This is a genomic window from Hymenobacter rubripertinctus, assembly GCF_003583925.1.
Classification (GTDB): Bacteria; Bacteroidota; Bacteroidia; order Cytophagales; family Hymenobacteraceae; genus Hymenobacter; species Hymenobacter rubripertinctus.
In genome coordinates this window covers 254126-279638 of record NZ_QYCN01000004.1, presented here as the reverse complement: position 1 = coordinate 279638, position 25513 = coordinate 254126, and the positions used below count along the sequence as shown (strand labels likewise).

The window sequence follows — 25513 nt, the reverse complement described above, 5'->3', positions numbered from 1 at the left end:
AAAAAGTTTGGCAAGAAACAGCTTTAATTGTCTGGTGATGTCGGCGGGAGCGGAAGTATTTTCTGCCAGCGCGGTTGCCCCTGCCGAAGTACCCTCTAACGCGCTCCGTTCAGCTTTTTCGTATCGCCCCGGCATTCACTCGGGCCCTGACCCAGGCCAGTCCTGCTGGCCGATTTGCCCGCCCAGGCAGGGAGCAAGGGCCGCATGGTCATCGGGCGCGTACCCCAACACCCCAGCAGCTGACAACCGTGCGCCGTGAGGCCCTTCGTCGGCTTAACGCGGAATAGGTAGGTTATTTTTTTCGCCGGAAAAAATAACCTACCTATTCCGCCGCTGCCCGCAGGACATCCGGTTCCCGGAGCCGGCCAGGCAAGCAGGGGACGAACACTTTTTATGGTGGAAACTCAAGGTTTATCCAGATTGTCTTCAGAATTGGTTTTCCCGACTGAACAGCCGCCTGGCAGTACGACAGCGGAAACCCGGGCGCTTAGAACGCCTTCCGGAAGGCCGGCAGCCGGTTTCGGAGGCAAACTTCCGACCAGCTAGCCGGTATACAGGCCTGGTCCCTGCCCGCCGGCGGGACCGTTGTAGTGTGCCCTTGCCAAAAGTATGTTGCCCTTTTTCCGAACCCTACCTGCCCGGGCGGTGCTGCCCGTGGCGGCCGCCCTGCTGCTGAGCGCCTGCGAAATGCTGGAATTCAGTCCCAATGACCACCGCGCCCCCCAAGAGCAGCGCGACCTGACCGCCCAGAATATGGCCCGGCTGGCGGCCACGCCCCTGCCCGCCTCCGACACCCTGCGCTTCGTTTTCACCGGCGACTCGCAACGCTTCTACGACGACGTTCAAGACCTCGTTCAGAGCGTTAATCAGCAGCCCGGCATTCAGTTCCTGGTTGTGTCGGGCGATATTTCCGACTTCGGCCTGGGCCGCGAGATGCGCTGGGTGGACGACCAGCTGGGCAAGCTGCGCGTGCCTTACCTCACCGTCATCGGCAACCACGACCACGTAGCCAACGGCCGCGACGCGTACCAGGAAATTTTCGGCCCCCTGAATTACTCGTTCGTTTACGGCGATACGAAGTTCATCATGACCGACACCAACGGCCGCGAGTATAACTTCAACGGCCGGATTCCGGACATGCCCTGGGTGAACCAGCAGCTCCGCGCCACCGATACCCGCCGCCACGTTATCCTGTCGCACGTGCCGCCCCAGGACGAGGACTTCGACCCGGCCGTGCGCGACGCCTACGCCCAGGCCCTGCGCGAAGACCCGCGCTTGGTGTTTGAGATGAACGGCCACCGCCACGACTACGGCATCAACCAGCCCTTCAACGACGGCGTGACCTACGTTAACTCTTACTCCTTTCAGAAGCGGCGCTACGTGGTGGTAACCGTGTGGGGCGACAAGGAATTTCGGCTTAAACAAGTGAATTTCTAATGCTGAAGCCCCTGCTCTGCGCCCTTTTACTGGCCGCCCCGCTCACGCTGGCCGCCCGTGCGGCCGCGCCCGATTCGCTGGCCGCCGCGGCTTCCGAAGTCCCCCGCCCCCCGGCCCGGCCGCGCTGGTACCAGCCCCGCCATCTGGTGCTGCAAACCGGCGGCGGCCTGGGCATGATTACTGCCGGAGCCGGCTACAGCCTGCGCGACCGCCTGGACGCGGACGTGCTGGTGGGCTACGTGCCCCAGAAATACACCGACAAAGCTCTAACCATTCTCTCGTTAAAAATCCGGTATTCGCCCTGGACGCTGCCTCTGAGCCCGAAAGTATGGGTGAAGCCATTATCGGTGGGGGGCTACATCAGCTTCACCAGCGGCCTGCGCAACCCCGGCCAGCCCGGCCAGTATTCCGACGATTATTACTGGTTTTCGAACCGGGTGCGTACCGGCCCGCTGGTGGGCAGCCAGGTGAGCTACGCACTGCCGGCCCGGGCCACCGGCCACCGCCGCAACCTTTCGGGCTACTACGAGCTGGGCACCAACGACCTGTACCTGCTGAGCTACGCCCAGAACCGCCGGGCCCTCTCACTGGCAGATATTGCCGTGCTGACGCTGGGTTTGAAGCTGGATCTGTAACAACCGGCCGCTACCGGGGCCGCTTGCGCCGCGCCAGCGGCCCCGGTAGCGCGGCGTAGTCTACGCCGGTCACTTCAGCGTCGGTTGTTTGCGCCGTGCCCTACCGCGCACTTCGCTCCTCATACACTAGCCGGGCCTCGCGCAGCAGCCGCAGCAGGGCGGCGCGCTGGCGCAGCAGCTCTTCCATCATGGGGCGCTGGCGGCTGAACAAGCGCAGAGCCCGCAGCCGCCGCCGCCGCTCGGTGAGGTTGCTGGCGTAGCTGAGCGCGTAAAACCCCGATAGCGGCAAGCTCAGCAGATACAGCAGCGTCCAGGCCCAGCTTTGAGTGACGTGGTGCACCAGGGCCGTTTGGCCCAGGTAGAACAGGCTGAAGGTGAGCATACCCACGACCAGCATAATAGGCGCCACAAATTCCACGTCCTTGGTGGCCCGGCGGGCTACCAGGGACGGAATGCGGTAGGGCAGGTAGTTGTTGAGCAGGCCGTAGAGGTAAAGCGGGGTGCCGAGCGTGAGCCGCACGGCCGCCTCCAGGGCGCGGCGCGGGCGGGTGCTGGCGGGGCCGCGGGCTTCCAGGGCATCATCGGTGAGGCCCAGGGCGGCCAGGCGCTGGTGGTAGTCGTGGAGCTTTTGCTGCACCTGCGTCACGCGGGGGGCATCGTGGTGCTCGAAGTAGCGCACGGCCCGCAGCAGGGTGCGGCTGAGCTGGAAGTTGTCGTAGAGCGTTTCCTCATCGTCCTGGATCAGGTGCTGGCCGAACGTGCGCTCCACCTGCGTCACCAGCTCGTCCTCCTCATCGGTGCGGGTGATGACGAGGCGCTGCTCCAGGCGGCGGCGGATTTCCCCGGTCAGGGCCTCGGCGGCGGCTTCGGGGTCCTGGCGGTACTGGTCGGCGTAGTCGGCCACCCGGATGGGCTCGGCCAAGTTCACGAACACATCGGACCGAAACCGTTGCGGGTCGAAGTAGTTGATGCCCATGGGCAGGATGTGCAGATTGAGCTGGAAGTCGCGGCGGGCTTCGGCCCCGAGGGCAATGCGGGCAGCCCCGGTTTTGAGGGGCCGCAGCCGCCGCTCCGACACGCTGGTGCCCTCCGGAAAAATCATGATGGTGCCGCCTTTATCGAAGTAGTCGTAGCAGCGCCCGAAGGCCTTTTCGTTCTGGGCTTCGAGCTGGGCGGGCGAGAGGGTTTCGGCCCCGGTGGCCAGGTCCTGGCGGCGGTAGATGGGAATGGAGTTGCCCGATTCCATGATGGCCCGTAGAATCGGGTTCTGAAAAAACGTGCTTTTGGCCAGGAAGGCGATGGGCTGGCGGCGGTTCACGGCGGCCACCAGCGGGTCCATGAGCGTGTTGGGGTGGTTGCTGGCAATGAGCAGTGGCCCCGGCCCCTGGAGCCGCTCGCGGTGGCGGACTTCGAGCTGGCGAAAGAAAACGCGTAGCGCCACCTGCACCAGGGGCTTCATGACCGTGTAGAAAAGCATAAGCGCAAGAAAAGCAGATTTTGGTGGGAATTGTACTGCGCCCGGCCGCCGGAGTTGCCCCGGCCGCCGCCGCCCCGCATACTTCGCGTTTTTCGCGCGCCCCGCCAACCCAATCGGCTCCCGCTTCAGACTTTGCGGGAGCCGTCCCCCGCTGGCCCACCCAGCCAAATTCCCGCATCTTTGCCTTCCATGAATCGTTCGCTGCTGCTGCTGCTTTTTCTGCTGCTCTCGGGCAGCCTGCTGGCCCGCCGGCCCGCCTGTGCCCAGGCCGCAACGAGTCGGCCAACGGCTCCGGCCCCCGATTCGCTGGCCCTGAAGGCGGCGGCCACGGCCGCCGCCAACGCCCGCACCGCTGCCTTGGCCACCCAGACCCGGGCCCTGCGCCAGGCCCGGCAGCTGGAGCTGGACCGCCGCTACGAAAGTGCCTGGCAGCTGCTCCAGGAGCTCGATTCGGCCAATACCGTACCGGCTGTGGTGTTGCAGAAAGCCAATCTGGCCCTGACCTACTACACTGCCACTGAGGGCCTCACCCGTTTCGCCTTCCGCAACCTCCGGCTCACCGACCCGGCCCCCGACAGCCTGCGGGTGCTGAGTCAGGATACGGTGCGCCACAATTTCGCGGTGCGCCGGGTGCTGGAACGCCTCTACCGGCAGTATCCCGACAATTACCGCCTGGCCCGTGCCCTGGGCGACTATTTCTACGCCGTGCAGCAGTGCGACTGCGCCGAGCAGCGCCTGGGCGAGGACGAGGTGTTCCGGCGCACCATCGCGGCCTACCAGGAGGCCCACGCCCACGGCCAGGGCGACTACGTTTCCTACTTTGCCCTGGGCTACGCCTACCAGCGCCTGGGCCGGTTTCCGGAAAGCCTCGGCCCCTTTGAACGCTCCCTGGAGCTGCGCCCCAACAACCCCACCGTTCACCTCAACCTGGCCTTTGTGCTGCTGGAGCTCCGCGACCTGGAAAAAGCCCGCTACCACGCCCGCAGTGCTCAGTTCCTTTTTCCCGATGCTCATCATAAAGAAGACGCGGGTTTCCTGATGAAGGAAATTGAGGAGCGGATTCAGCAGCTGAGCACTCCGCAAGCGGCCCCGCCCACCGAGGAAGCGGTGGCCGAAGTGCCCGAAAAACCGGCTGCTACTCCCGCAAAACCCGCAACAGTAAAACCCGCAACAGTAAAGCCCGGACCAATAAAGCCCGTTGCTGCGAAAACGCCGGCAGCGGCTAAAAAACCGGCCGAAACTTCCACCACTACCGCTCCGAAGAAGCCCGCCGCCAAAAAGCCCCTGATCCCAAAAACGAGCGAACCCACCCCATCCAGCGTGAAAAAGACTGCTACTCCGCAAAAAACGGAGTAGCGCTGTCAGGGAAATAAAGCCGGGCCACCCGCAGGACCGCGCCGCAGCTTCGGCTTTTCTGCGCATCAGAATCCGGCCCAAATCCAAAGCCCCCGACGGGAGTACGCCAGGGGCTTCAGACTTATCCGGGCTTGGGCACGCGGGAAAGATAGATTTACTCCGCTGCTCTTCGGGTTCTGCCCGGGCTTCGCGCCGCTCATCCTGGCAGCGCCTGCTTGGCTTCGCTACCGGCTCATCACGCGGTTCTGGCGGTTGATGGATTCGAGGTGGACGGCATCGAAATACTTGCGAATGAAGTCGTGGGTGAGGCCCAGCTGGTCGCCCTTCTGCATGCCGCGCTCCAGAATCTCGTTCCAGCGGCTGGTTTGCAGAATCGTGATGTCGTTTTCCTTTTTGTAGGTGCCGATGCTTTCGGCCACCTGCATGCGGCGGCCCAACAGGTGCAGAATTTCGTCGTCGAGCTGGTTGATTTGCTCGCGCAGCGTGGCCAGCACCGTCAGAAACTCCTGCTGGTCGCTGGTTTCGTGGCGCCACACCAGGCCATCGAGCAACTCGGCCAGGCGCTGGGGCGTCACTTGCTGCTTGGCGTCGCTCCAGGCGTTGTCGGGGTCGATGTGCGATTCGAGCATCAGCCCGTCAAAATCGAGGTTGATGGACTTCTGGGCCACGGCAGCCAGGCCGGCGCGGTTGCCGCAGATGTGGCTCGGGTCGCAGATCAGCGGCATGCCGGGCAGGCGGCGCTTCATCTCGATGGGCAAATGCCACATGGGCGCGTTGCGGTACTCGGTGTTGCCGTAGCTGGCAAAGCCCCGGTGAATCAGGCCGATGTTCTGCACGCCGGCCTTGGCCAGGCGCTCCACCGCGCCCAGCCACAGCTCCAGGTCGGGGTGCACGGGGTTTTTGATGAACACCGGCACGTCTGTCCCGCGCAGGGCATCGGCAATGGCCTGCACCGAAAACGGGTTGACGGTGGTGCGGGCGCCAATCCAGAGCACGTCCACTTCAAACGCCAGCGCGTCTTCCACGTGCTTGGGAGTGGCCACTTCCACGGTGGTAGGCAGGCCCGTCAGCTCCTTGGCCTTCTGCAACCAGGGCAGCCCCTTAGTCCCGATACCCTCGAACATGCCCGGCTTGGTGCGCGGCTTCCAGATGCCGGCCCGCAGCATATCGACTTTGCCGGTAGCGGCCAGCCGGGTGCAGGTTTCAATGAGCTGCTCCTCGGTTTCGGCCGAGCAGGGCCCGGAAATAATCAGCGGTTTCTTACCGGGGAAATCGTTCTTGACGGCCATTTCGGCAGCGGTTTGCGGTTGGCTCATGGGGTAGTTGGTTGAAGATTGCGGTTGGTTGGATTAAAAGACCGACGTAGGGGCGGGGCTTGCCCCCGCCCGCCGCCAAAACGAAATCGTTGAAAGAGTGATGCTGTCGTCGTTCATTCATTCGTGCGTGCGTGCTCTTCAGGCGGCGGACGGGGGCAAGCCCCGCCCCTACGTCGGTCTCACTTCAAAATCTTCTTGATCAGATTGGCCTGCTGAATCTGTTCGTACATCCCCGCGTCGTCGCCGGTAGCCAGCAGCTCGCGCAGGTGCCGGAGTTGGCGCAGGTGCTCATCGAGTACATCGAGCACGTTGTCGCGGTTCTGGCGGAAGATGGGCACCCACATATCGGGCGAGCTTTTGGCCAGGCGCACCGTCGACTCGAAGCCGCCGCTGGCCAAAGCAAAAATCTGCTGGTCGCTCTGCTCCTTTTTCAGTACGGTGAGGGCCAGGGCGAAGGAGGTGATGTGCGAAATGTGCGACACGTAGGCCGTGTGCAGGTCGTGGGCCTGGGCATCCATGTACACCAGCCGCATGGCCAGCCGCCCGAACACGGCCTCCACCCGGGCCACGGCATCGGGGGCGCTGGCCTGCGCATCGCACACGACCAGCGTTTTACCCCGGAACAGGCCCGGCACGGCCGCCTCAGGGCCCGAGTATTCGGTGCCCGCCATCGGGTGCACGGCCACGAAGCGACGGCGGTTGGGGTGATCGGCCACCCGGGCCAGCAGCAGGGCCTTGGTTGAGCCCACGTCGAACACCACCTGCCGGTCGGTGGCCGCGTCGAGCACCTGGGGCAGCACCGTGAGCATGGCATCCATCGGCACCGCCACCACCACCAGGTCGGCCCGGCCCACGGCTTCGGCCAGGTCGGAGCTAGGCTCATCAAGCAGGCCCAGCGCCACCGCCTGCCGCAGATTTTCCGGGCTCTGATCCACCCCGATGATGTGGTGGGCCAGCCCGGTTTCCTTGAGGCTCAAGGCCAGCGAGCCGCCGATAAGGCCAATGCCGATGATGGTAACAACCATTACGTGAGATGGGGAAATGAAGGGAAAGATAGGGTCATCCTGAGCGGAGCGAAGGACCTTATTACGTGGGAAAGCATCGTTGTTAAGGTATACTTCACGTTGGTGTATAACCTTGGGCAGCGGACTTCCCCTTCCTGTTGAGGGGAGGGAGCCGGGATGTGAGGTAAAACGACAGAACTATGACGCTACATCAATGAAAAATGTGTTCCATGACCGTTTATTGATGATAAGGTCCTTCGCTCCACTCAGGACGACAGGGCCTTTACGCACTACTCCCGCGCCTCCCGCACCCGCTGCAACGCCTGCTGTAACACTTCCGGCGTCTGGCACAGGCTCACGCGGATGAAGCCGCTGCCGTTGCTGCCGAAAATGCCGCCGGGCGTGAGGAATACGCGGGCGTCGCGCAGAATTTCGTCGCTCAGAGCATAACCGTCGGCGTAGGCGGGCGGCACGGCGGCCCACACAAACAGGCCCACTTGCCCGGGCGCGGGCTGGCAGCCCAGCAGCGCTAACAGTTCCAGCACCAGCTCGCGGCGGGCGCGGTAGTGAGCGTTGAGCTCCTGGTACCAGCTTTCGTCGAGGTTCAGGGCCTCTACGGCCGCCAGCTGCACCGGCAGAAACATGCCCGAATCGAGGTTGCTCTTGAAGCGCAGCACCTCCTGGAGCACATCGGCGCGGCCGGCCAGCAGCCCCACCCGCCAGCCGGCCATGTTGTGCGACTTGCTCAGCGAGTTCAGCTCCAGCACCACCGCCCGCGCCCCGGGCGTGGCCAGCAGGCTCTGGGCAGGCTGCTCGTTGAGAATGAAGCTGTACGGGTTGTCGTGGACCAGCAGCATATCGTGGGCGGCGGCGAAGGCCACCAGCCGCTCGAAAAAGCCGGCCGGCGGCGGCGTGCCGGTGGGCATGTGCGGATAGTTCACCCACATGAGCTTCACCCGGCGCAGGTCCCGGGTGGCCAGCGCCTCCAGGTCGGGCAGCCAGTTGCTGGCGGCCGTCAGGTCGTAGGGCACGGGCGTGGCCCCGCTCAGGTGGGCGGCGGCGCGGTAGGCGGGGTAGCCGGGGTTCGGAATCAGCACCTCGTCGCCAGCTTCGAGCAGAGTCATGCTCACGTGCATAATGCCTTCCTTAGACCCCAGTAGGGGCAGGATTTCGGTGCCCGGATCGAGCGTTACGCCGTACTGGCGCCGGTACCAGCCAGCCATGGCCTGGCGCAGGGCGGGCACGCCCTGGTAGCTCTGGTAGGCGTGGGTGTCGGGCCGGGCGGCGGCGGCGCTCAGGGCGGCCACCACCCGCGGGTGGGGCGGCAAATCGGGGCTGCCGATGCCCAGGTTGATGACCGGCTCGCCGGTCTGGTTGAGGGCGGCAATTTCGCGCAGCTTCTGCGAGAAATAATACTCCTGGGTGTGCTGAAGGCGGCTGGCAACTTGCATGGTGGGGTGCGCTGATGGGGTGCGCTGATGGGGTGACGGGAGCTGCTGAAAGTGTCTGAAAAGCGGGCAGAACCGCTCTATTGCTCCGCCGGCAAATAAATCTGAGCTGACGCCTTATCTGCCGCCGGGGAGGAAGCCAAGGGGTGGGGCGACGCGCCCCGGCGGTAGGCCCCCAGCACTTGCAGGCCCTCGGTGAGGGGGGCCAGCGCGGCCAGCGTAGCGGCCAGCTGGGCGGGGTCGTCGAATTCGAGGTCGGCGTGGAAGTAGTAGTGCCAGACGCGGCCCGGTTGGGGGCACGATTGCAGCTTGGACAAATTCACGCCCTCGGCCGCTACCGCCGCGAGCACCCGGGCCAGACTGCCGGGGGTGTGGGGCGCCTCGAAATACAGGGACGCTTTGTTGGGGCCCGTTTCCTGAGCCACATCTGCGGGGCGCATGAGCACCAGAAACCGGGTGTAGTTGTGGGGCTCGGCGTGGATATCGGGGGCCAGCAACTCCAGGTCGAATAAGTCGGCGGCCAGCTGCCCGGCCACGGCCGCCACGCCCGGCCGCTGCTGCTCCCGGATATGGCGGGCGCTCAGGGCCGTATCCGCGGTTTCCACCAGCTGCCAGTGCGGGTAGCCGGCCAGAAAATCGGCACACTGGAGTAATGCCATCGGGTGAGAATGCACCTCCCGGATGTCGGCCAGCGTCTGGCCCGGTAAGGCCAGCAGGTGCTGGCGGATGTGCAGGTACACCTCGCCCGCCACCCGCAGCCCGGTCCGGCGCAGCAGCGTGTAATTGGGCAGAATACTACCCGCAATGGAATTCTCGATAGCCATTACGGCCGCTGTGGCGGCCCCGCTGCTCACGGCCGCCGTTAGCTGCCCGAACGAGCCGCAGGGCAGCACGGCCACGTGCGCGCCGAAGTGCTGGCGGGCGGCAATCTGGTGGAAACATCCTTCGAAACCCTGAATGGCAACCATGTAATGAGGCAGAGAACTAGTGAGACGGTGAGTGGCTGTTCGGGTCGGTGGGAGTGAGATGCAGTGGGAGCGGGCACAAAAAAAGCGCCTCCCGCAAGTGTCGGGAGGCGCTGAAAATTTCGGTTAGAAATGCTACAGGACGGCCGCTCGACTACCGGAGAGGTAGTAGAAGTAATAGCTAAAAAAGAAGCGGGCCGTGGGCTGAAGCATGTGTGATAGGGGGCTTTGCTGGGGGCAAGGTGGGGCGGGCAGTTGATAATTCCAAATCCGAAGCAGAAGAAAACTGTCTGACCAACGCTTGACCGCCCGCGGGCAACCCATCCGGCGGGCGGCATGAGGAGCTGCTGCAAGAGCTTTTCGCGCCCGCCTTGTTTTGACTGAATAACAGGATCTTATCTTTTTTGAAATCCGTGAAAGCTGCCTGCGGGCCAATCATCTCCCGGAAACTGGCACGGTTTTGCAATATGCCCTCTCCATAATCGGCTACCCACCCTGCGCAACGCGGCGGCCGGCCTTCCTCCCAAAACTTCCTGACAGATGAATACGAAGCGACTTTTCGGCCGCCTGGCTGCGGCTACCCTCTTGATTTCGGCTTTTGCCACGGCTTCCCAGGCTCAGGTGCGCCCCCACCGCGTACCGGCATATACCGGCAAGGCCCAGGCCCGCCCGGTGCCCTCCTATTCCGCCTCCTCTGCCTCTTCGGCTACCGGTGGCGTGCAGTTCGGCGTCCGGGCCGGCCTGAACGTGGCGGATATTTCGGGCGACGCCGTCAACACGTTCACCGACCTGACCGATTATACCAACGGGGCCATAACGAAGTCTGCGAAGCCCGGCTTTTATGCCGGCCTGTATGCCACGTTACCCCTGGGGCCGCGCTTTGCCTTCGAGCCGGGCATTGGCTACTCGGAGAAAGGCACTGAACTCACCGGCCGCATTCCGCTCCAGCAGTTCGATTTCCTGAACGCCAAAGTAACGGCTACCGGCCGCCTGGCCTACCTCGATATTCCGCTGCTGGCCAAGGCTTACCTCACCGATGGGCTCTACGTGTACGCCGGCCCTCAGGCCTCGGTGCTGCTCTCGGGCAAGGCCCGCGTGCAGGCCAGTGCCCTCGGTTTCTCGGCCTTTAAGCATAATTTCGACGTTAAAGACCAGTTTCGTGCCGTCGATTTTGCGGTCGTGGGCGGCCTGGGCTACCAGTTCCAGAGTGGCTTCGGCCTGAGTGCCGGCTACGACTACGGCCTTTCCTCACTCGACAAAAACAACCGTTTCGATGCCCAGAACCGCGTCATCAAAGCCTCACTCAACTACTCTTTTTAAGAAGTGAGAAGTGAGAAAAGCAACGTCATTCCGAGCTTGCCGAGGAATCTCGCGTGCTGACGTTGTGCTGGTAATTCCTTGCCTTTAGCTATTGGGATCCTCAGCACGCAAGATGTTTCGCTCCGCTCGGAACGACGTTGCTTTACTTACTTCCTAAACGCCAAACGGCCCCGCAGATGATCTGCGGGGCCGTTTGGCGTTTGGATAACGTATTCATCAATAGCAATATATACTCCCATCAAAATAAAACCGAAGGCGGTCCGGCGGCGTGGGGTGGCGGAGTGGCTGCAACCAGCTCCGCCCGCCGTTTGTGAGTGAAGTGGCCCGCCTTCGGGAATGCCTGGTCGGGTTCTGGTTAGGGCAAAACGCCGGGACCAGGCAGATAGTGTGCAGGGTAGCTGCGAGCAGGAGCCCACAGCAGAGTCGTATGGTTGCATGGCCTTGGTAATCTTGCGGTTGATTATTTTACAGGCAGGCGAATTTATTTTGTGGACGCCTCGCCAGCGGTACGGTTCCGGCCCGGGCCTACCGGGCACCGTAGGCCGGGTCGGGGTGCAGGCCTTCGGCCAGCTTCACGAGGCGGACCAGTTCGGCGCGGTAGCCGTCGGGGTCGAAGCGGCGGGCACCGTCGGCGAGTTGGGCCGTGGCCCAGTAGGTGGCGGTGCCCCGGTAGTCGCTCTGGCGCAGCAGCATCCCGAACTGGGCCACGGCGGCCGCAAAGCGCAGGTTTTCGCTGGCTTCGGCCAACGGGCGGGCCAGGCCGGTGAGGGGCAGCGTCAGCAGGCGGCTCGTCTGGCCCCGGGGCTCCTTGTAGCGCACCTTCACCGTGAGCAGCTCGGCCGAAGCCAGGGCTGCCGGGGTGGCCGGGGTGGGCTGGTACTTGAGCGCATCGACGGTGGCGGGCGCGCCCACCGGCACTATTTCGTAGAGGGCCGTAACGGTGTGGCCCGAGCCCAGCTCGCCGGCGTCTTTGCGGTCGTTGTTGAAGTCCTGGGCGGCCAGCAGGCGGTTTTCGTAGCCCACGAGGCGGTATTCACGCACCCGGGCCGGGTTGAACTCCACTTGCAGCTTCACGTCCTGGGCCAGGGTGAATAGGGTGCCGCCAAACTGCTGCACCAGCACCCGCCGGGCCTCGTCGAGGTTGTCGAGGTAGGCGTAGTTGCCGTTGCCCTTGTCGGCCAGCAGCTCCATTTTCTGGTCCTGATAATTGCCTTGGCCCACGCCCAGCACCGTCAGGAACACGCCCGATTCGCGCTCCTGCACCACCAGGCGCTCCATGGCCGCGTCGCTCTGCTCGCCCACGTTAAAGTCGCCGTCGGTGCAGAGAATCACGCGGTTGTTGCCTTGCTGGTCGAAGTGCTGGCGGGCCACGTCGTAAGCCAGGCGCAGGCCCGCGCCCCCGGCCGTAGAGCCGCCGGCCGTCAGGTTTTCGATGGCCCGCAGAATGGTGGCCCGCTCGGTGCCGGCGGTGGGCGGCAGCACGGTGCCGGCCGCCCCGGCGTACACCACCAGCGCCACCTTGTCCTGGGGGCGCAACTCCTTCACGAGCAGCTTCAGGCCCTGCTGCACCAGCCCCAGCCGGTCGGCGCCCTGCATCGAGCCCGACACATCGATGAGGAATACGAGGTTGGCGGGCGCCAGCTGGGCGTTAGGCACTTTACGGGCCTGCAACGCCACCTGCACGAGCTGGTGGGCGGGGTTCCAGGGGCACTGGGCCTGCTCGGTAAGCACGCGGAACGGCTCGGCGGCCGAGGCGGCGGGCTGGGGGTAGTCGTACTGGAAATAGTTGAGCATTTCTTCCACCCGCACGGCATCGGGCGGGGGCAGCTGGCCCTGTTGCAGGAAACGGCGCACGTTGCTGTAGCTGGCCGCGTCCACATCAATACTGAAGGTGCTCAGCGGCTCTTTCTGGGCAACGTGGAAGCCATTTTCGGTCACGCTGGCGTAGGTTTCGCCCGCGCCGGGCTCGGGCCGCGGCGCGGGGTAAAACGGGCGGCCGTAACTGGCGTTGTCATTGGCAATTTGCCCTTTAGCCCCCGACCCGCGAATCCGTATTCCGGCGGCGCGCTTCTCCACTCCATAAGCGCTAACCACAACTTCGCCAAGGGCTTTCGAATCAGTGGCCAACCCAATATTTACTACCTGCTGCCCAGTCAGCTTCACCTCTCTGACAATGAAACCAATCGAGCTAAACACCAGCATTTTACCAGTATCCGGCACTTTGATTTGATAGGTGCCATCAGCCTGGGTGCTGACGCCGATGTTGGTGCCCTTCACGAGCACCGTCACGCCGGGCAGGCCCTGGCCGGTGCTCCGGTCGGTTACGCGGCCGGTAACGGTGTAAGTGGCCGGGGCCACGGCGGTAGTAGCGGCCGGAACGGTTTGGGCCAGGGCCGAGCAGGCGGGCAGCAGCCCGGCTGCCAGCAGCAGGTAGCGGAAATTTATCATCAGCGAAGAAGGAATAGCGGTGGAACCAAAGCGAACCGGCCGGGTTCTGCTTAGCTGATGCCCCGGCCACCAGGATTCCACACCGGCCGGGGAAATAAATTTATTTTCTGCCATACGCCCCACCCCCGGCCCACCTCGCCTGATGCGCGACCTCCTCCGGGAGCGGGGTGCGTTCTGGCGGAACTCGCGTCTGGCACCCCTCTCCCGGAGAGGAGGGGCCGGGGGTGGGGTGAACGTCCGTACCTTTAGCCCACTTATGCCCTCACTGCTCACCGATTCGCTTAACTTCCTCTCGAAAGCCACGCCGCGCCGCCTCTGGAACGGGGCCCAGATAGTAGGCGGCTACCTGCTGAGCAAGGCCACGGGCAAGGCCCGGCACTGGGGCCTGCCCGTGGCGCTCAGCTTCGAGCCCACTACCAGCTGCAACCTGCGCTGCCCCGAGTGCCCCAGCGGCCTGCGCTCCTTCACGCGGCCCACCGGCATGCTCCCCGACGCGCTGTTCCGCAAAACCATCGATGAGGTGGCTTCCCGGCTCTGGTACCTGATTTTCTACTTCCAGGGCGAGCCGTATTTGCACCCCAACTTCCTGGATTTGGTGAAGTATGCTGCCGACAAGGGCATCTATACCGCCACCAGCACCAACGCCCACTACCTCTCCGACGACAACGCCCGCCGCACCGTCGAATCGGGCCTCGACCGGCTCATCATTTCCCTCGACGGCACCACCCAGGAGGTGTACCAGCAGTACCGGGTGGGGGGCAAGCTCGACAAGGTGCTGGAAGGCACCCGCAACGTGGTAAAGTGGCGCAAGGAGCTGAAATCGAGCACCCCGCGCATCGTATTTCAGTTTCTGGTAGTGCGGCCCAACGAGCATCAGATTGCCGACGCCAAGGCCATGGCCCGGGAGCTGGGCGTAGACGATGTGTGGTTTAAAACGGCCCAGATCTACGACTACCACAACGGCTCGCCCCTCATCCCGACCATCGACTACTACTCGCGCTACGAAAACCAGGGCGACGGCACCTGGAACCTCAAAAACAAGCTGCTCAACCACTGCTGGAAGATGTGGCACAGCTGCGTGATTACCTGGGACGGCCTGGTGGTGCCCTGCTGCTTCGACAAAGACGCCGAGTACCGCCAGGGCGACCTCAAAACCGAAACCTTCCGCCAGCTTTGGCACGGCCCCAAATACCGCCAGTTCCGCGCCTCCCTGCTCAAGGGCCGCGACCAGATTGACATGTGCCGCAACTGCTCGGAGGGCACCAAGGTGTGGGGCTGATTTCAATAGGACTTACGCACTGGGGCTTCGCAGTCAGCCCAGTGTGTAAGTCCTATTCAATTACAAATTAAGCAGCAGCGAAAATTCCGACGGGCTTGTGGAGTATGGTCGCAGATATCTTAATAGTCATGCAATTGATTGACAATAAGATATATAAACTTGATTTTTCCTTATGCTTTTCGGATAGTTTCGTGCCGGCTCCCGGTAAGCGGCGCGGTATCTGCTTATCTTTCCTGTCTTCACCAGTGCCCCATTCATGTTCGGATTAACTGATTTTCAACGCGCGTTCAACCTCCTCTCGGGCAAGCTGATTCGCTGGATGCAGCAGCTGATTCTGATGCTGCCCAACCTGCTCATCGCCCTCGTTATCCTTACCGTTACCTACTTCGTGGCCCGGCTGGCGCGGCGGTTTATCGTGCGGTTTCTGCCCCGGGTGTCGCACAGTGTCACGCTCAACAACCTGGTGGCCACCATTGCCCACGTGGGCGTGCTGCTGATTGGTATTTTCTTCACGCTGGAAGTGCTGAGCCTCGACAAGACCGTGACTTCGCTGCTGGCCGGTGTCGGGATTATCGGGCTGGCGCTGGGTTTTGCCTTTCAGGACATTGCGGCCAACTTCATCAGCGGCATCATCATCGCCATCCAGCGGCCCTTTACCGTGGGCGACGTTATTCAGACCGAAACTTACTTCGGCACCATCGAAAGCATCAACCTGCGCACTCTGGATTTGCGGCAGGTAACGGGCGAGCTGGTGCGGGTGCCCAACCGCAAGGTGTTCGAGAGTTCGGTCATCAACTTCACCGTAACCACCCAGCGCCGCGTGGATGTGGAGTGCGGCGTCACCTACGACTCGGACCTGGAGCGGGTGCGCGACGTGGTGATGGAGTGCATGCAGGACTTCCCCGACATGCTCACCAACCGCCCCCTGGAGGTGATGTTCACTGGCTTCGGCGACAGTTCCATCAACTTCACCCTCCGGTTCTGGATTCCCTACCGCCGGCAGGTCGATTATGTGGGGGCCAAGAGCGAGGCCATCATGCGCATCAAGCGGGCCTTCGATAAGGTGGGCATCGTGATTCCGTTCCCCATCCGGACCCTCGACATCTCGCCCGAGCTGCTGGAGCAGGTCACGCAGAAGCTCACCCGCCCCCAGACATTCCCGGAGCCCGCGACCCGGTCCCAGCAGGCCGAATAGAGGCAGCAACCGCACAAAAAGAGCCCCGCCGGATTCGTCCGGCGGGGCTCTTTTTGTGCGGTTGCTGCCTGGCTTACTTGTGGCTTTTGTCGAGGTCTTTGCCCAGGTCTTCCACCGTTTTGAGGAAGCTGTCCACGTCGGTGTCCCCGTAGGTACCATAGGCGGTGGAAATGGTGCCCTTCACGCCGTCGGCCGTCTGGATAGCGTAGAGGATGGACATATCGTCGGGGTTGCTTTCGCCCTCGAAGCGGTAAAAATCCACGATGGTTACTTCTTCCGGGGCGTACCCGCGGGCCTTGTTATCGTCGCTCAGGGGATAGAGCTTACCATCGGCAACCCGGAAATCGGCCGTGAAGCCGTCCGCGTTCAGTTTGCGTTCCACATTAACGAGGCTGCGTTCTTCTTCTTTGTCCTGCATGGCGAAAGGTATTTTTAGGGAATGGAAGGAATGCGGAGAACCAGGGGCCACAATAACAACGCCCCCGTGCCGGGCTATACGTAGCCAGCACGGGGGCAGGTTATGCCTTACCGGAAAGAAAGCCCGGCGCTACCGTCTAGTTTCGGCCTCCGCAACGGCCAGTTCAATGGTGCGCTGCAAGCGGTCCACATCGATAACCGAGCAGGCCCCGCCGCAGCCTTTAGCGCAGCCACTCTGGCGCTTATCAAAAGCCCGCCAGAAGATCCGGCCCACGTAAAAGGCCGCCCCGGCGAACAACAGTGCGATGATGAGGTATTGAATCCACATGATGCAAAGGTAACAGGGCAAAGGGGTTTGAGGTTCGGGAATCAGGGGTGTAAGAAGAACGTCATTCCGAGCGAAGCGCGTAATAAGGTCGGGCAGGCAGCAGGTGGCAATCGGTGTAAAAAAAAACGTGATTCCTCGGCTTCGCTCGGAATGACGTTCCTTACTTCCGCCAGACTTGCCCGATCAGGTCCTGCATTTCCTGGTGCACCAGTCCGTTGCTGGCCACTACTTCGCGGCCGAAGAGCGGGTCGCCATCTTCCAGGAACTCCGTGACGCGGCCGCCGGCTTCGCGCACCAGCAGGATGCCGGCCGACACGTCGTAGGAATTCAGGTTGAACTCGAAGAAGCCCTCGAAGCGGCCGGCGGCCACGTAGGCCAGGTCGGCGGCCGCGGAGCCCACGCGGCGCACGCCGTGGGAGCCGCGCATGAAGGCGCCCAGCACCTTCAGGTAGTCGTCCATGAGGCCGAAATCGGTGTAGGGAAAACCCGTGGCGATGAGCGAGGAGTTGAGGTCGGGCACGTCGGAAACGTGGATGCGCTGCTCGTTGCAGAAGGCGCCAGCGCCTTTGGCGGCCCGGAAACACTCGTCGCGCACCACCTCGTACACCACGCCGGCCACCAGTTCCTGGCCCCGGATCAGGCCCACGCTCACGCAGTACACCGGCAGGCCGTGCACGAAGTTGGTGGTGCCATCCAAAGGGTCGATGATCCAGTTGTATTCCTCGGCCCGCTCGGCGCCCTCGGTGCCTTCTTCGGTGATGAAGCCAGCCTCGGGCAGCACCTCGCGCAGCCCGGCCACCAGCAGCTTCTCGGTTTCCTTGTCCACGTAGGAAACCAGATCGTGGGTGCCTTTATTCTCGATGTGGCTGCGGTCAAATGTAGCGGCCTCTTGGCGGATGAACTGGCCCGCGTGGCGCGTTACAGCCGCCAGTTGAAAGCTGATTTGGTTGTAATCCATTCGGTTTAGTGCTTCGGGTTTCGTTGTTGGTGGGTGGGTAAGCGTCTGTCATCCTGAGCCTGCGAAGGATCTTCTCCCGTCAGTACGAGTCGTTGATACGGCAGTTCATGCGTGATAAGATCCTTCGCAAGCTCAGGATGACAAACGTTTTTACGCCATGTCCGCAATCCGCTTCCGCCCCACAACCGCCGCCGTGGCCGTGCCCAGCAGCAGCAGCACCGCCAGCGCCTGGCAAGCGGGGCCGATTAGCTCGCCGTGGCGGACGTAGAACGTGAGTTCGGTATTGAGGTGGACGGTGGCGCGGCTGGTGGTTTGCACCCACCAGCCGGTTTGCTGCACTATTTCGCCCTTCTGGTTGATGAAAGCCGAAATGCCGGTGTTGGCCGAGCGGGCCACGTCGCGGCGGGTTTCGATGGCGCGGAGCGTGGCGTATTGCAGGTGCTGGGCGTGGCCCGGCGAATCGGACCACCAGCCGTCGTTGGTGATGATGCCGATGAGGGTGGCCCCCTTCGCCACGTAGTCGGCCACAAAGTCGCCGTACACCGATTCGTAGCAGATAACCGGGGCTACGCGCAAAGCCGGCTGGGCGGTTTGATAGACGCTGCGCTCGGGCTGGGAGCCCAGGCCGCCGGCCGAGCCGCCGAGGTCAATGACGAACATCGAGAGCCAGGGCGGCACGCCTTCCACGCCCGGCACCAGGCGGCTTTTATGGTAAAACCCGGCCGGGCCGGTGGCGCTGCCCAGGTGCAGGGCCGCGTTGAACAGGTCGTAGTAGCCCAGGTCGTCGCGGAAACGGGCGGTGGGGCTGGCGTTGTCTTTATCGGGGCCGTACTGGCCCACGGTGGTCAGGCCCGTAACCAGCTCCAGGCCGGGGTGCTGGCCCAGGAAGCTGCGGATGCGCTGAATTTTGGGGTAGGTTTCAATGGTGCTCTCGAAGTAGGTTTCGTCGAGGCTGGTTTCGGGCCAGAGTACGAGGCGGGTCTGGGGCGTGATGTTCTGCTCGGTGAGGCTGAGCAGGCGGGTCAGCTGCTGGTCGTGGGGGATAAAGCGGGGCGTGCCCTCAAACTTCTCCAGAAACGGGTCCACGTTCGGCTGAATCACCAGCACCTCGGCCGTGGTGCCCTTCTCCTCGTGCCGGATGGCAATCAGCAGCGAGAGGCCGATGGGCAGAAGGGTGGCCGCTAGCGCGGCAATTAAAAATGAAGAATTAAAAGTTAAAAATTGCCCGTCCGGCAAGCCGGTAGCACCTTCATTTTCAACTTTTAATGTTGAATTTTTAATTGAAAGGAACACCAGCAGATTCACCGCCCACAGCCACACCGAGCCGCCCAGGAAGCCGGTGTACTCGTACCACTGCACCAGCTGGTTGGCCGAGGCAAAACCGTTGCCGAGCGTGAGCCAGGGCCAGGTGAGGAACCAGTGCAAATGCAGTTGCTCGAAGGCAATCCAGTAGATGGGCAGTGAGAGGTAGCCCAGCAATGGGCCGAAGCGCTTTTTGGTGTGGTAGAAAGCCGCTAGCGCCGCGCTCATCATCAGGGCGTTGCAGACAACGGCCGCAATGCCACCGCCCAACGTGCTGAAGCTCACCCAGTAGGTGGTCAGCAGATTCCAGAGTACCAGCGTGAGGTAGCCATAGCGCCAGACTTTCCAGCCGCTGGCCCCGCTCTGGGTCAGGCGCTGCTCCATGAGCAGGTAGGGCACCCAGGCCACGAGCAGCAGCAGGGCCAGCGGGGCCGGGTGCACCGGCCAGCCGGCCCAGAGCAGCCCCGCGCTCAGCAGCGCCAGCAGGCTCGGCAGCCAGTAGGCCCAGCCGGTAGCGGCCGGGGCAGTTACGGGGGCCAGGGTAGGGTTATTCGTCACGGTCGGATTTTTTGTACCGGTCTTCCTTGATACGCTCTTCCTTCTCGCGACCCTGCACCACCAGCACAATTTCGCCCTTGATGGCGGCGCGGGCGGCGAAGTTGGCAGCCAACTCGGCCAGCGGGGCCGTCACGGTTTCCTCGAACAGCTTGGTCAGCTCTCGGCTCACGGAGGCGGGCCGTTCGGGACCCAGCACCTCAGCCAGCTGCTCCAGGGTCTTCACAATCCGGTGCGGCGACTCGTAGAAAATCATGGTGCGGGTTTCCTGGGCCAGCTCCTTGAGGCGGGTCTGGCGGCCCTTTTTCACCGGCAGAAACCCCTCGAACGTGAACCGCTCGGCCCCGAAGCCCGATTTGAGCAAGGCCGGTACCAGGGCCGTAGCTCCGGGCAGGCACTCCACCTTAATGCCGCGGGCCAGGCACTCGCGCACCAGCAGAAACCCGGGGTCGGAGATGCCGGGCGTGCCCGCATCAGAAACCAGGGCCATGGTTTCGCCCTTGCCCAGCCGCTCCAGCAGGCGCTGCACCTGCTGATGCTCGTTGTGCAGGTGGTAGCTGAGCAGGGGCTTCTTCAGGCCCAGATGCTGCAACAGCCGGCCGCTGGTGCGGGTATCCTCGGCCAGCACCGTATCCACCTCGCCCAGGATCCGAATGGCCCGCAGGGTAATATCCTCCAGGTTGCCGATGGGCGTGGGCACGAGGTAGAGCAGCGTAGGTGTAGGTTCTGACATGCCACAAAGGTAGTTTATCAGTGTCCAGTTGCCAGTGGTCAGTTGTCAGTTGCCAGTGTGCTACGTCATGCAGAGCGGAGCACACTGGCAACTGGCAACTGACCACTGGCAAACTACCCTTCCTGGCCGCCGTACTCGGCGGCCAGGATGTCGATGGAAGCGGCCAGCTTACGGTCTTTGTCGCTGATGACGTTGCCGGCCGAGTGGGTGCGCAGGCGGAAGCTCACGGTGTTGTACTCGTTGCTCCACCAGGGGTGATGGTCCTGAAATTCGGCCTCCTCCGCCACGTCGCTCATGAAGCTGAAGGCAATTTTGAAGTCCGTGAAGCGGAAGGTGCGGCAGAGGGCGTTGTCTTGTTCGGTCCACATAAGGCAGAAGGGGTTATTCGTCGTCAAATACATCCAATGATACCAGGCCCGCCAGAAATCCGGCAAAGCCGGGGGCCGGGGGCAGAGCAGTGAAAAAGCGCCGGGGGCGGCTGCCCAAAGCTAAACCCAAAGCATCAAACGGGAGTACAACTTTAGCAAACGACCTACTACCCACCCCAACACCCAAAATCCTATGGCCATTGACCCCAACGACCGCCCCGTGCGCGTTATCAACGACGATACCACCGACCAGGAAATGAATGCCGGCCACCTGGTACCCGGGGCCGACCCACCCAAGAATGAGGATGCCCGCGGCGGCTTCGGCAACCGCGACGGCAAGCAGGGTTTCGGCACCGATAGCAGCAACGGCGTCACGGCCGTTTCGATGAACCAGAACGAGGACAAAGTGGCCCCGCCCGACGACAACATGCGCACTTCCGAGGAAGGCCGGCCTAACCGCCCCAACCAGGATTTGCCCGACCGCGACCTGACCCAACAGCCCCGCCGCCCGGTAGATGAGCTGGATGGCGACGATGCCCGCGCCGGCCGCGACGAGATGGAAGACCCCGATTCGCGCGTGGGCATGGGCCAGATGGAGGCCAACCCGCCCTCCAACGTTAAGCTCGCCAGCCAGGGCACCAACGCTGACCTCACCGACCCCGACGCCACTGATACGGCCATTGTGCAGTAATAGCACTGTTTTTTTACGCCTGCCACCAGCCCCGGGCCGCTTGGCAGGCTTTATTTTCATACTTAAACTCTCTACCCCATGTCTGATAACAGCACCCAATCCTCGCAGGAAAACCACGGCGACCCCGCCGGCACCGGTCAGCGCCAATCGGACCCCAACAGCAAGCCCCTGGCCACCGACGACAACCAGCAGGAGCTGGCCGATGAGTACACGGAGGACGGCCTCGATAAGATTCCGCCCCACTTGGTGAACAACCCCAACCGCAACTACGACAAGCCCGACATCGATAAGCCGCCTTACAGCTAAGCGCTGGTTTCGGCTTTGAAAACAGGACGAGCACGCACTCCGGTGGGTGCTCGTGCTGCGTTCGGCTACCTGGCTTCACAAATTATTTACCCTGATTTCTTGGCTTATGGCCCGCTACGCAACTACCGACGTGCACGGCTGCCGTCTAACCCTGCAACGGTTGGTGGAGCACCAGCTCCACCTGCGCCCCGCCGATGAGCTCTACCTGCTGGGCGACTACGTGAACAAGGGTCCCGACAGCCGGGGCGTGCTCGATTACCTGATGCAGCTCACGGAGCGCGGCTACCGCGTCGTCTGCCTGCGCGGCAACCACGACCAGGAGCTGCTCGATGCGGCGCAGGGCTTACAGCAGCTCACCTGGGCTTCTGACGCCGACCGCCAGCTCACGCTCCGCAGCTTCGGGGTGGAGCAGCCCGGCGATATTCCGCTGCCCTACCGGCGCTGGCTCCACGAGCTGCCTCACCAGCTCGACGTGCCCGGCTGGACGCTGGTACACGCGGGATTCGACTTCCGGCGGCCTCCCGCCGACATGCGCCGCGACTGGCCCACAATGCTCAATACCAAAGATTTTACCTTCGATGCCAGCCGCTTGCAGGGCCGGCGGCTAGTGCATGGCCACGTGCCGACGCCCACCGCCGAGGTGCGGCGGCGAGTAGCTGCCCGGGCTGGTGCCATCGTCCTCGATACGGGCTGCGTATATCGCCATAACCCGGAGCTAAGCCACCTGGCCGCCCTCAATCTGGATACTCAGGAGCTGATTCTTCAACCCAACATCGAGCCGGAGTATGCTATTGCGAAACGGTAAACGGATGAAGAAGCGGACTTTTGCCAAGGCCGAAACGCTGACTGCTTTGCAAGAGCCCCTGCCGTTCTGAACGTCAGGGGCTCCGCATTTACCCGGGTTTTGCGCTGATAAGAAGGAAGGATGCGCGAAGCGGACCACCAGAAGACCTGCTGTTCAACAACTTAAATTTCAGCTACTTATCCTTGATTACGCCGGAGCGCAGCACCTGGCGGGCGGCATCCTGGTACGGGTTGCGGGTATCGTTGGCCACGGCGCGCAGCGTATTGCGGGCAGCCGTAATTTGCTGATTACGCCAGTAGGCCATGCCCAAGTGATACCGGGCGCGACCCGCCAGCGCCGAGCCCGACTGCATGGCTACCCGCCGCAAAAACGGTTGAGAGGCCAGAATTTGCGCGGGCTCCTGCTGGCTGAGCAGAAAAATACCGTTGTAGTACGTGAGCGTGTCCTGACCGATGGTATTGGAGGGCATCCGGCGCAGCGCGTACAGGGCCGGCGTGTAGTGGCCATCGCGGTACTGGCGCATGGCTTCGGCCAGCAGGGGGCGCTGGTTTTCGCGCACCACCGCGTCGGTGAGGCCGGCTTCGGGCACGTAGTAGCGCGTCCAGGTTGCCTCGGTGGCGGGGGCGGCTGGCCAGAACCACCAGACGGCCAGCAGCAGCAGTGCCCCGACCAGCGCAGCCCCGGCCCATTGCCGCTGCACCCGCCGCACCCGCCGCCGGATGCGTTGGAGCGCCTCCTGCCGCTGATCGAGGCGCAGATCCAGGGCCAGCAGGCGCTGGAAGAGGGTTTCGTGGCCGGCCACCCAACGCAAATCGGCCGTCAGTTGCTCGTAGGCCTGGTATGCCTGGTAGAGTCCGGCGTCCTGCTCCAACCGAACCTCGAAGGCTTCCTGCTCTGCCGCATTCAGCTGGCCATCGGCGAAGCGTTCCAGCTCCTCCAGGTAAGGACGTATATCGACGGTGGGCGGAGTCATGGAAAAAAATAAGCGCCGGCGGGCCACGGCTGGTGTAAACTGAAGGGACGCGCCGGCCCGATGCAGGCAGGAATACGGCAGGAACCGGGGCTAAGCTACGCAGAAGCGGGCACAGGCGCTATCCGGCAGCCGTGGGGGCGGCCCGCAATTGCAGCTCGTAGAGTTTGCGCAGGCAAGCCGCTTTCTGCTTCCGGGCCACATTGGCGTTGGCGAACCCCATCTTGCCGGCCATCTTCTCGAAATTGTAACCCCGGAAGTAGAAGTACATGAGCATCTTCTGGCAGTCGAGGCCCAACTCGCGGAACAGGCCCAGCAGGCGCTGGCGGCGGCCGGCTTCGGCCTGGGGCAGCACGGCGGTGGTGCGGGCGGCCCGGGTCTGCTCATCGGCCATGCCGTACACGTAGGCCCGCACATCGGGCGGCAGCTTGGTCAGGCGGCCATCGGCGGCCTGGTCGTAGAACTCCACCAGCACCGCCCGCAGCAGCCCATGGGCGGCCGGCGGCGCCAGTTGGTGCTGGCGGCGGGCCCAGCGGGCAAACAAGCTCCGGTTCTGCTCATAAAACGTGATCAGAAAGGATTGATTGCCCATCCGAAGGCTGGTCAAAACTTCGGCAAGCTGCTGGGGTGTGTTCATAGCGGGCAAGATAAGGTGAAATGCTGAGGTGAGGAAATGGTGAGTTTGACGTCCAGCGGACCTGAATGCGCAAATGGCAAAATGAGGATCATTGAACGTCAAACTCACCATTTCCCTACCTCACCATTTCCCCGCCGATGCGCTACCTTTGAACTCATGGAAACGTACGCCACCACTCTCGCCCCCGATACTGCCATCTTCGATCTGATTCAGAAGGAGAAAGCGCGGCAGACCCACGGTATTGAACTCATTGCCTCCGAGAATTACGTGTCGGAGCAGATCATGCGGGCCCAGGGCTCCATCCTGACCAACAAGTACGCCGAGGGCCTGCCCGGCAAACGCTACTACGGGGGCTGCGAAATTGTGGACCAGATTGAGCAACTGGCCATTGACCGGGCCAAGGAACTGTTTGGGGTGGCGTGGGTGAACGTGCAGCCCCACTCCGGCGCCCAGGCCAACGCGGCTGTTATGCTGGCCATTCTCAACCCCGGCGACAAAATCCTGGGCTTCGACCTGAGCCACGGCGGCCACCTCACCCACGGCTCGCCCGTCAACTTTTCGGGCAAGCTCTACCAGCCCTCCTTTTATGGGGTCGAAAAAGAAACCGGCCTCATCGACTTCCAGAAAGTAAAGGAAACGGCCCGCCGCGAAAAGCCCAAGCTCATCATCTGCGGGGCCTCGGCCTACTCCCGCGACTGGGACTACCAGGCTCTGCGCGAAGCCGCCGACGAAGTGGGCGCCCTGTTGCTGGCCGACATTTCGCACCCTTCGGGACTGATTGCCAAGGGCTTGCTCAACAACCCCTTCCAGCACTGCCACATTGTAACCACCACCACCCACAAAACTCTGCGCGGCCCCCGGGGCGGCCTGATTATGATGGGTCAGGATTTCGAGAATCCCTTCGGGCTGAAAACACCTAAAGGTGAAACCCGGATGATGTCGGCCTTGCTCGACTCGGGCGTGTTCCCCGGCACCCAGGGCGGGCCGCTGGAGCACGTCATCGGGGCCAAGGCCGTGGCCTTCGGCGAAGCCCTCACCGACACTTACGCCGACTACACCCAGCAGGTCGTGCGCAACGCCCAGGCCCTGGCCGGGGCATTCGTGGAGCGGGGCTACGAGCTGATTTCGGGCGGTACCGACAACCACCTGATGCTGATCGATCTGCGCAGCAAGGGCCTGACCGGCAAGCTGGCTGAGAATACCCTCATCAAGGCCGACATCACCATCAACAAAAACATGGTGCCCTTCGACGACAAGTCGCCCTTCGTGACCAGTGGCATGCGCATCGGCTCGGCCGCCGTAACCACCCGCGGCCTCAAGGAGCCCGACATGGTGCGCATCGTGGAGTTCATCGACGAGGTGCTGACTCACAACGCCGATGATACCCGCCTGGCCAAGGTGCGCGGCGAGATCAACGAGTGGATGCAGCAGTACCCGCTCTTTGCGTAGGTGAATGAGTGACTCGGTGAATGAGTGGCTCAACGAAATTAAGTCGGGCAACATCCCGACGGCGCTCATTTCCGTTTATTTTCACTCATTCACCGAGTCTTTCATTCACTCATT

The 25513-nt window shown here is 62.9% G+C and carries 24 protein-coding genes; 10 read left to right on the top strand and 14 right to left on the bottom strand.

The genetic code is table 11. The annotated features are described in order from the left end of the window. The first annotated feature begins 609 nt into the window (after nt 1-609). Together D0T11_RS04580 and D0T11_RS04575 are read left to right on the top strand one after the other, a co-directional pair. Entirely contained in the window at nt 610-1437 is an 828-nt protein-coding gene (locus D0T11_RS04580; RefSeq protein WP_119654605.1) for a metallophosphoesterase family protein, read from the top strand. Then, nucleotides 1437-2072 carry a hypothetical protein gene (locus D0T11_RS04575; RefSeq protein WP_119654604.1) on the top strand — a complete coding sequence of 212 codons (636 nt, stop codon included), beginning with the start codon at nt 1437-1439 and terminating at the stop codon, nt 2070-2072. The genes D0T11_RS04580 and D0T11_RS04575 overlap by 1 nt, the downstream gene beginning before the upstream one ends. A 100-nt stretch (nt 2073-2172) precedes the next feature. On the opposite strand, the gene D0T11_RS04570 is transcribed toward D0T11_RS04575, so the two are convergent. After that, nucleotides 2173-3549: a lysophospholipid acyltransferase family protein gene (locus D0T11_RS04570; protein ID WP_119654603.1), complete on the bottom strand. Its 1377-nt coding sequence runs from the start codon at nt 3547-3549 to the stop codon at nt 2173-2175. 189 nt (nt 3550-3738) lie between these two features. Here D0T11_RS04570 and D0T11_RS04565 point away from each other — a divergent pair, with 189 nt between their 5' ends. Next, complete coding sequence (locus D0T11_RS04565) at nt 3739-4905, top strand: tetratricopeptide repeat protein (protein WP_119654602.1); 1167 nt, start codon at nt 3739-3741, stop codon at nt 4903-4905. Between the two features lie 224 nt (nt 4906-5129). Here D0T11_RS04565 and D0T11_RS04560 read toward each other — a convergent pair whose 3' ends face one another. The 4 genes from D0T11_RS04560 to D0T11_RS04545 form a co-directional block, all read right to left on the bottom strand. Beyond that, entirely contained in the window at nt 5130-6221 is a 1092-nt protein-coding gene (locus tag D0T11_RS04560) for a chorismate mutase (protein WP_119654601.1), read from the bottom strand. A 179-nt stretch (nt 6222-6400) separates the two neighbouring features. Then, on the bottom strand, nt 6401-7246 hold the full coding sequence (locus D0T11_RS04555) for a prephenate dehydrogenase (protein WP_119654600.1): 846 nt from the start codon (nt 7244-7246) through the stop codon (nt 6401-6403). 269 nt (nt 7247-7515) lie between these two features. After that, nucleotides 7516-8676 (bottom strand): pyridoxal phosphate-dependent aminotransferase, encoded by a 1161-nt coding sequence (locus tag D0T11_RS04550; protein ID WP_119654599.1) that lies wholly within the window; start codon nt 8674-8676, stop codon nt 7516-7518. 77 nt (nt 8677-8753) lie between these two features. Then, on the bottom strand, nt 8754-9641 hold the full coding sequence (locus tag D0T11_RS04545) for a prephenate dehydratase (RefSeq protein WP_119654598.1): 888 nt from the start codon (nt 9639-9641) through the stop codon (nt 8754-8756). A 537-nt stretch (nt 9642-10178) separates the two neighbouring features. Here D0T11_RS04545 and D0T11_RS04540 point away from each other — a divergent pair. Beyond that, nucleotides 10179-10958, top strand: a complete 780-nt coding sequence (locus D0T11_RS04540; RefSeq protein WP_119654597.1) for a porin family protein — start codon at nt 10179-10181, stop codon at nt 10956-10958. Between the two features lie 525 nt (nt 10959-11483). Here D0T11_RS04540 and D0T11_RS04535 read toward each other — a convergent pair. After that, the gene (locus tag D0T11_RS04535; protein ID WP_119654596.1) at nt 11484-13406 is read right to left on the bottom strand and encodes a vWA domain-containing protein; all 1923 of its coding nucleotides are present in this window, start codon (nt 13404-13406) and stop codon (nt 11484-11486) included. A 256-nt stretch (nt 13407-13662) separates the two neighbouring features. Here D0T11_RS04535 and D0T11_RS04530 point away from each other — a divergent pair, with 256 nt between their 5' ends. Together D0T11_RS04530 and D0T11_RS04525 are read left to right on the top strand one after the other, a co-directional pair. Continuing rightward, nucleotides 13663-14685, top strand: a complete 1023-nt coding sequence (locus D0T11_RS04530) for an SPASM domain-containing protein (protein WP_119654595.1) — start codon at nt 13663-13665, stop codon at nt 14683-14685. 256 nt (nt 14686-14941) lie between these two features. Continuing rightward, nucleotides 14942-15880: a mechanosensitive ion channel family protein gene (locus D0T11_RS04525; RefSeq protein WP_119654594.1), complete on the top strand. Its 939-nt coding sequence runs from the start codon at nt 14942-14944 to the stop codon at nt 15878-15880. Between the two features lie 73 nt (nt 15881-15953). Here D0T11_RS04525 and D0T11_RS04520 read toward each other — a convergent pair whose 3' ends face one another. From D0T11_RS04520 to D0T11_RS04495, 6 genes are all read right to left on the bottom strand, one after another. Then, the gene (locus tag D0T11_RS04520; protein ID WP_119654593.1) at nt 15954-16298 is read right to left on the bottom strand and encodes a hypothetical protein; all 345 of its coding nucleotides are present in this window, start codon (nt 16296-16298) and stop codon (nt 15954-15956) included. A 129-nt stretch (nt 16299-16427) separates the two neighbouring features. Beyond that, nucleotides 16428-16625, bottom strand: a complete 198-nt coding sequence (locus tag D0T11_RS22430) for a FeoB-associated Cys-rich membrane protein (protein WP_182888236.1) — start codon at nt 16623-16625, stop codon at nt 16428-16430. A gap of 160 nt (nt 16626-16785) precedes the next feature. Next, nucleotides 16786-17583, bottom strand: coding sequence for an inositol monophosphatase family protein (locus D0T11_RS04510; RefSeq protein ID WP_119654592.1), 798 nt, complete (start codon nt 17581-17583; stop codon nt 16786-16788). A 150-nt stretch (nt 17584-17733) separates the two neighbouring features. Next, nucleotides 17734-19443 carry an apolipoprotein N-acyltransferase gene (lnt, locus tag D0T11_RS04505; RefSeq protein WP_245990599.1) on the bottom strand — a complete coding sequence of 570 codons (1710 nt, stop codon included), beginning with the start codon at nt 19441-19443 and terminating at the stop codon, nt 17734-17736. After that, on the bottom strand, nt 19433-20173 hold the full coding sequence (gene rsmI, locus D0T11_RS04500; protein WP_119654591.1) for a 16S rRNA (cytidine(1402)-2'-O)-methyltransferase: 741 nt from the start codon (nt 20171-20173) through the stop codon (nt 19433-19435). The genes lnt and rsmI overlap by 11 nt, the downstream gene beginning before the upstream one ends. A gap of 113 nt (nt 20174-20286) precedes the next feature. Beyond that, the gene (locus tag D0T11_RS04495; RefSeq protein ID WP_119654590.1) at nt 20287-20541 is read right to left on the bottom strand and encodes a 4a-hydroxytetrahydrobiopterin dehydratase; all 255 of its coding nucleotides are present in this window, start codon (nt 20539-20541) and stop codon (nt 20287-20289) included. Nucleotides 20542-20734: 193 nt separating this feature from the next. Between D0T11_RS04495 and D0T11_RS04490 the strand changes: the two genes are divergently transcribed. From D0T11_RS04490 to D0T11_RS04480, 3 genes are all read left to right on the top strand, one after another. Beyond that, on the top strand, nt 20735-21232 hold the full coding sequence (locus D0T11_RS04490) for a hypothetical protein (RefSeq protein WP_119654589.1): 498 nt from the start codon (nt 20735-20737) through the stop codon (nt 21230-21232). Nucleotides 21233-21310: 78 nt separating this feature from the next. Then, nucleotides 21311-21538 (top strand): hypothetical protein, encoded by a 228-nt coding sequence (locus D0T11_RS04485; protein WP_119654588.1) that lies wholly within the window; start codon nt 21311-21313, stop codon nt 21536-21538. A gap of 106 nt (nt 21539-21644) precedes the next feature. Beyond that, entirely contained in the window at nt 21645-22343 is a 699-nt protein-coding gene (locus tag D0T11_RS04480) for a metallophosphoesterase (protein WP_119654587.1), read from the top strand. 172 nt (nt 22344-22515) lie between these two features. On the opposite strand, the gene D0T11_RS04475 is transcribed toward D0T11_RS04480, so the two are convergent. Both D0T11_RS04475 and D0T11_RS04470 read right to left on the bottom strand, forming a co-directional pair. Then, the gene (locus tag D0T11_RS04475) at nt 22516-23316 is read right to left on the bottom strand and encodes an anti-sigma factor (RefSeq protein ID WP_119654586.1); all 801 of its coding nucleotides are present in this window, start codon (nt 23314-23316) and stop codon (nt 22516-22518) included. Between the two features lie 118 nt (nt 23317-23434). Next, a complete protein-coding gene (locus D0T11_RS04470; protein ID WP_119654585.1) occupies nt 23435-23950 on the bottom strand; it encodes a hypothetical protein in 516 nt (171 codons plus the stop codon). Between the two features lie 156 nt (nt 23951-24106). On the opposite strand from D0T11_RS04470, the gene D0T11_RS04465 reads away from it, so the two are divergent. After that, entirely contained in the window at nt 24107-25399 is a 1293-nt protein-coding gene (locus D0T11_RS04465; protein WP_119654584.1) for a serine hydroxymethyltransferase, read from the top strand. Nucleotides 25400-25513: the final 114 nt, after the last annotated feature.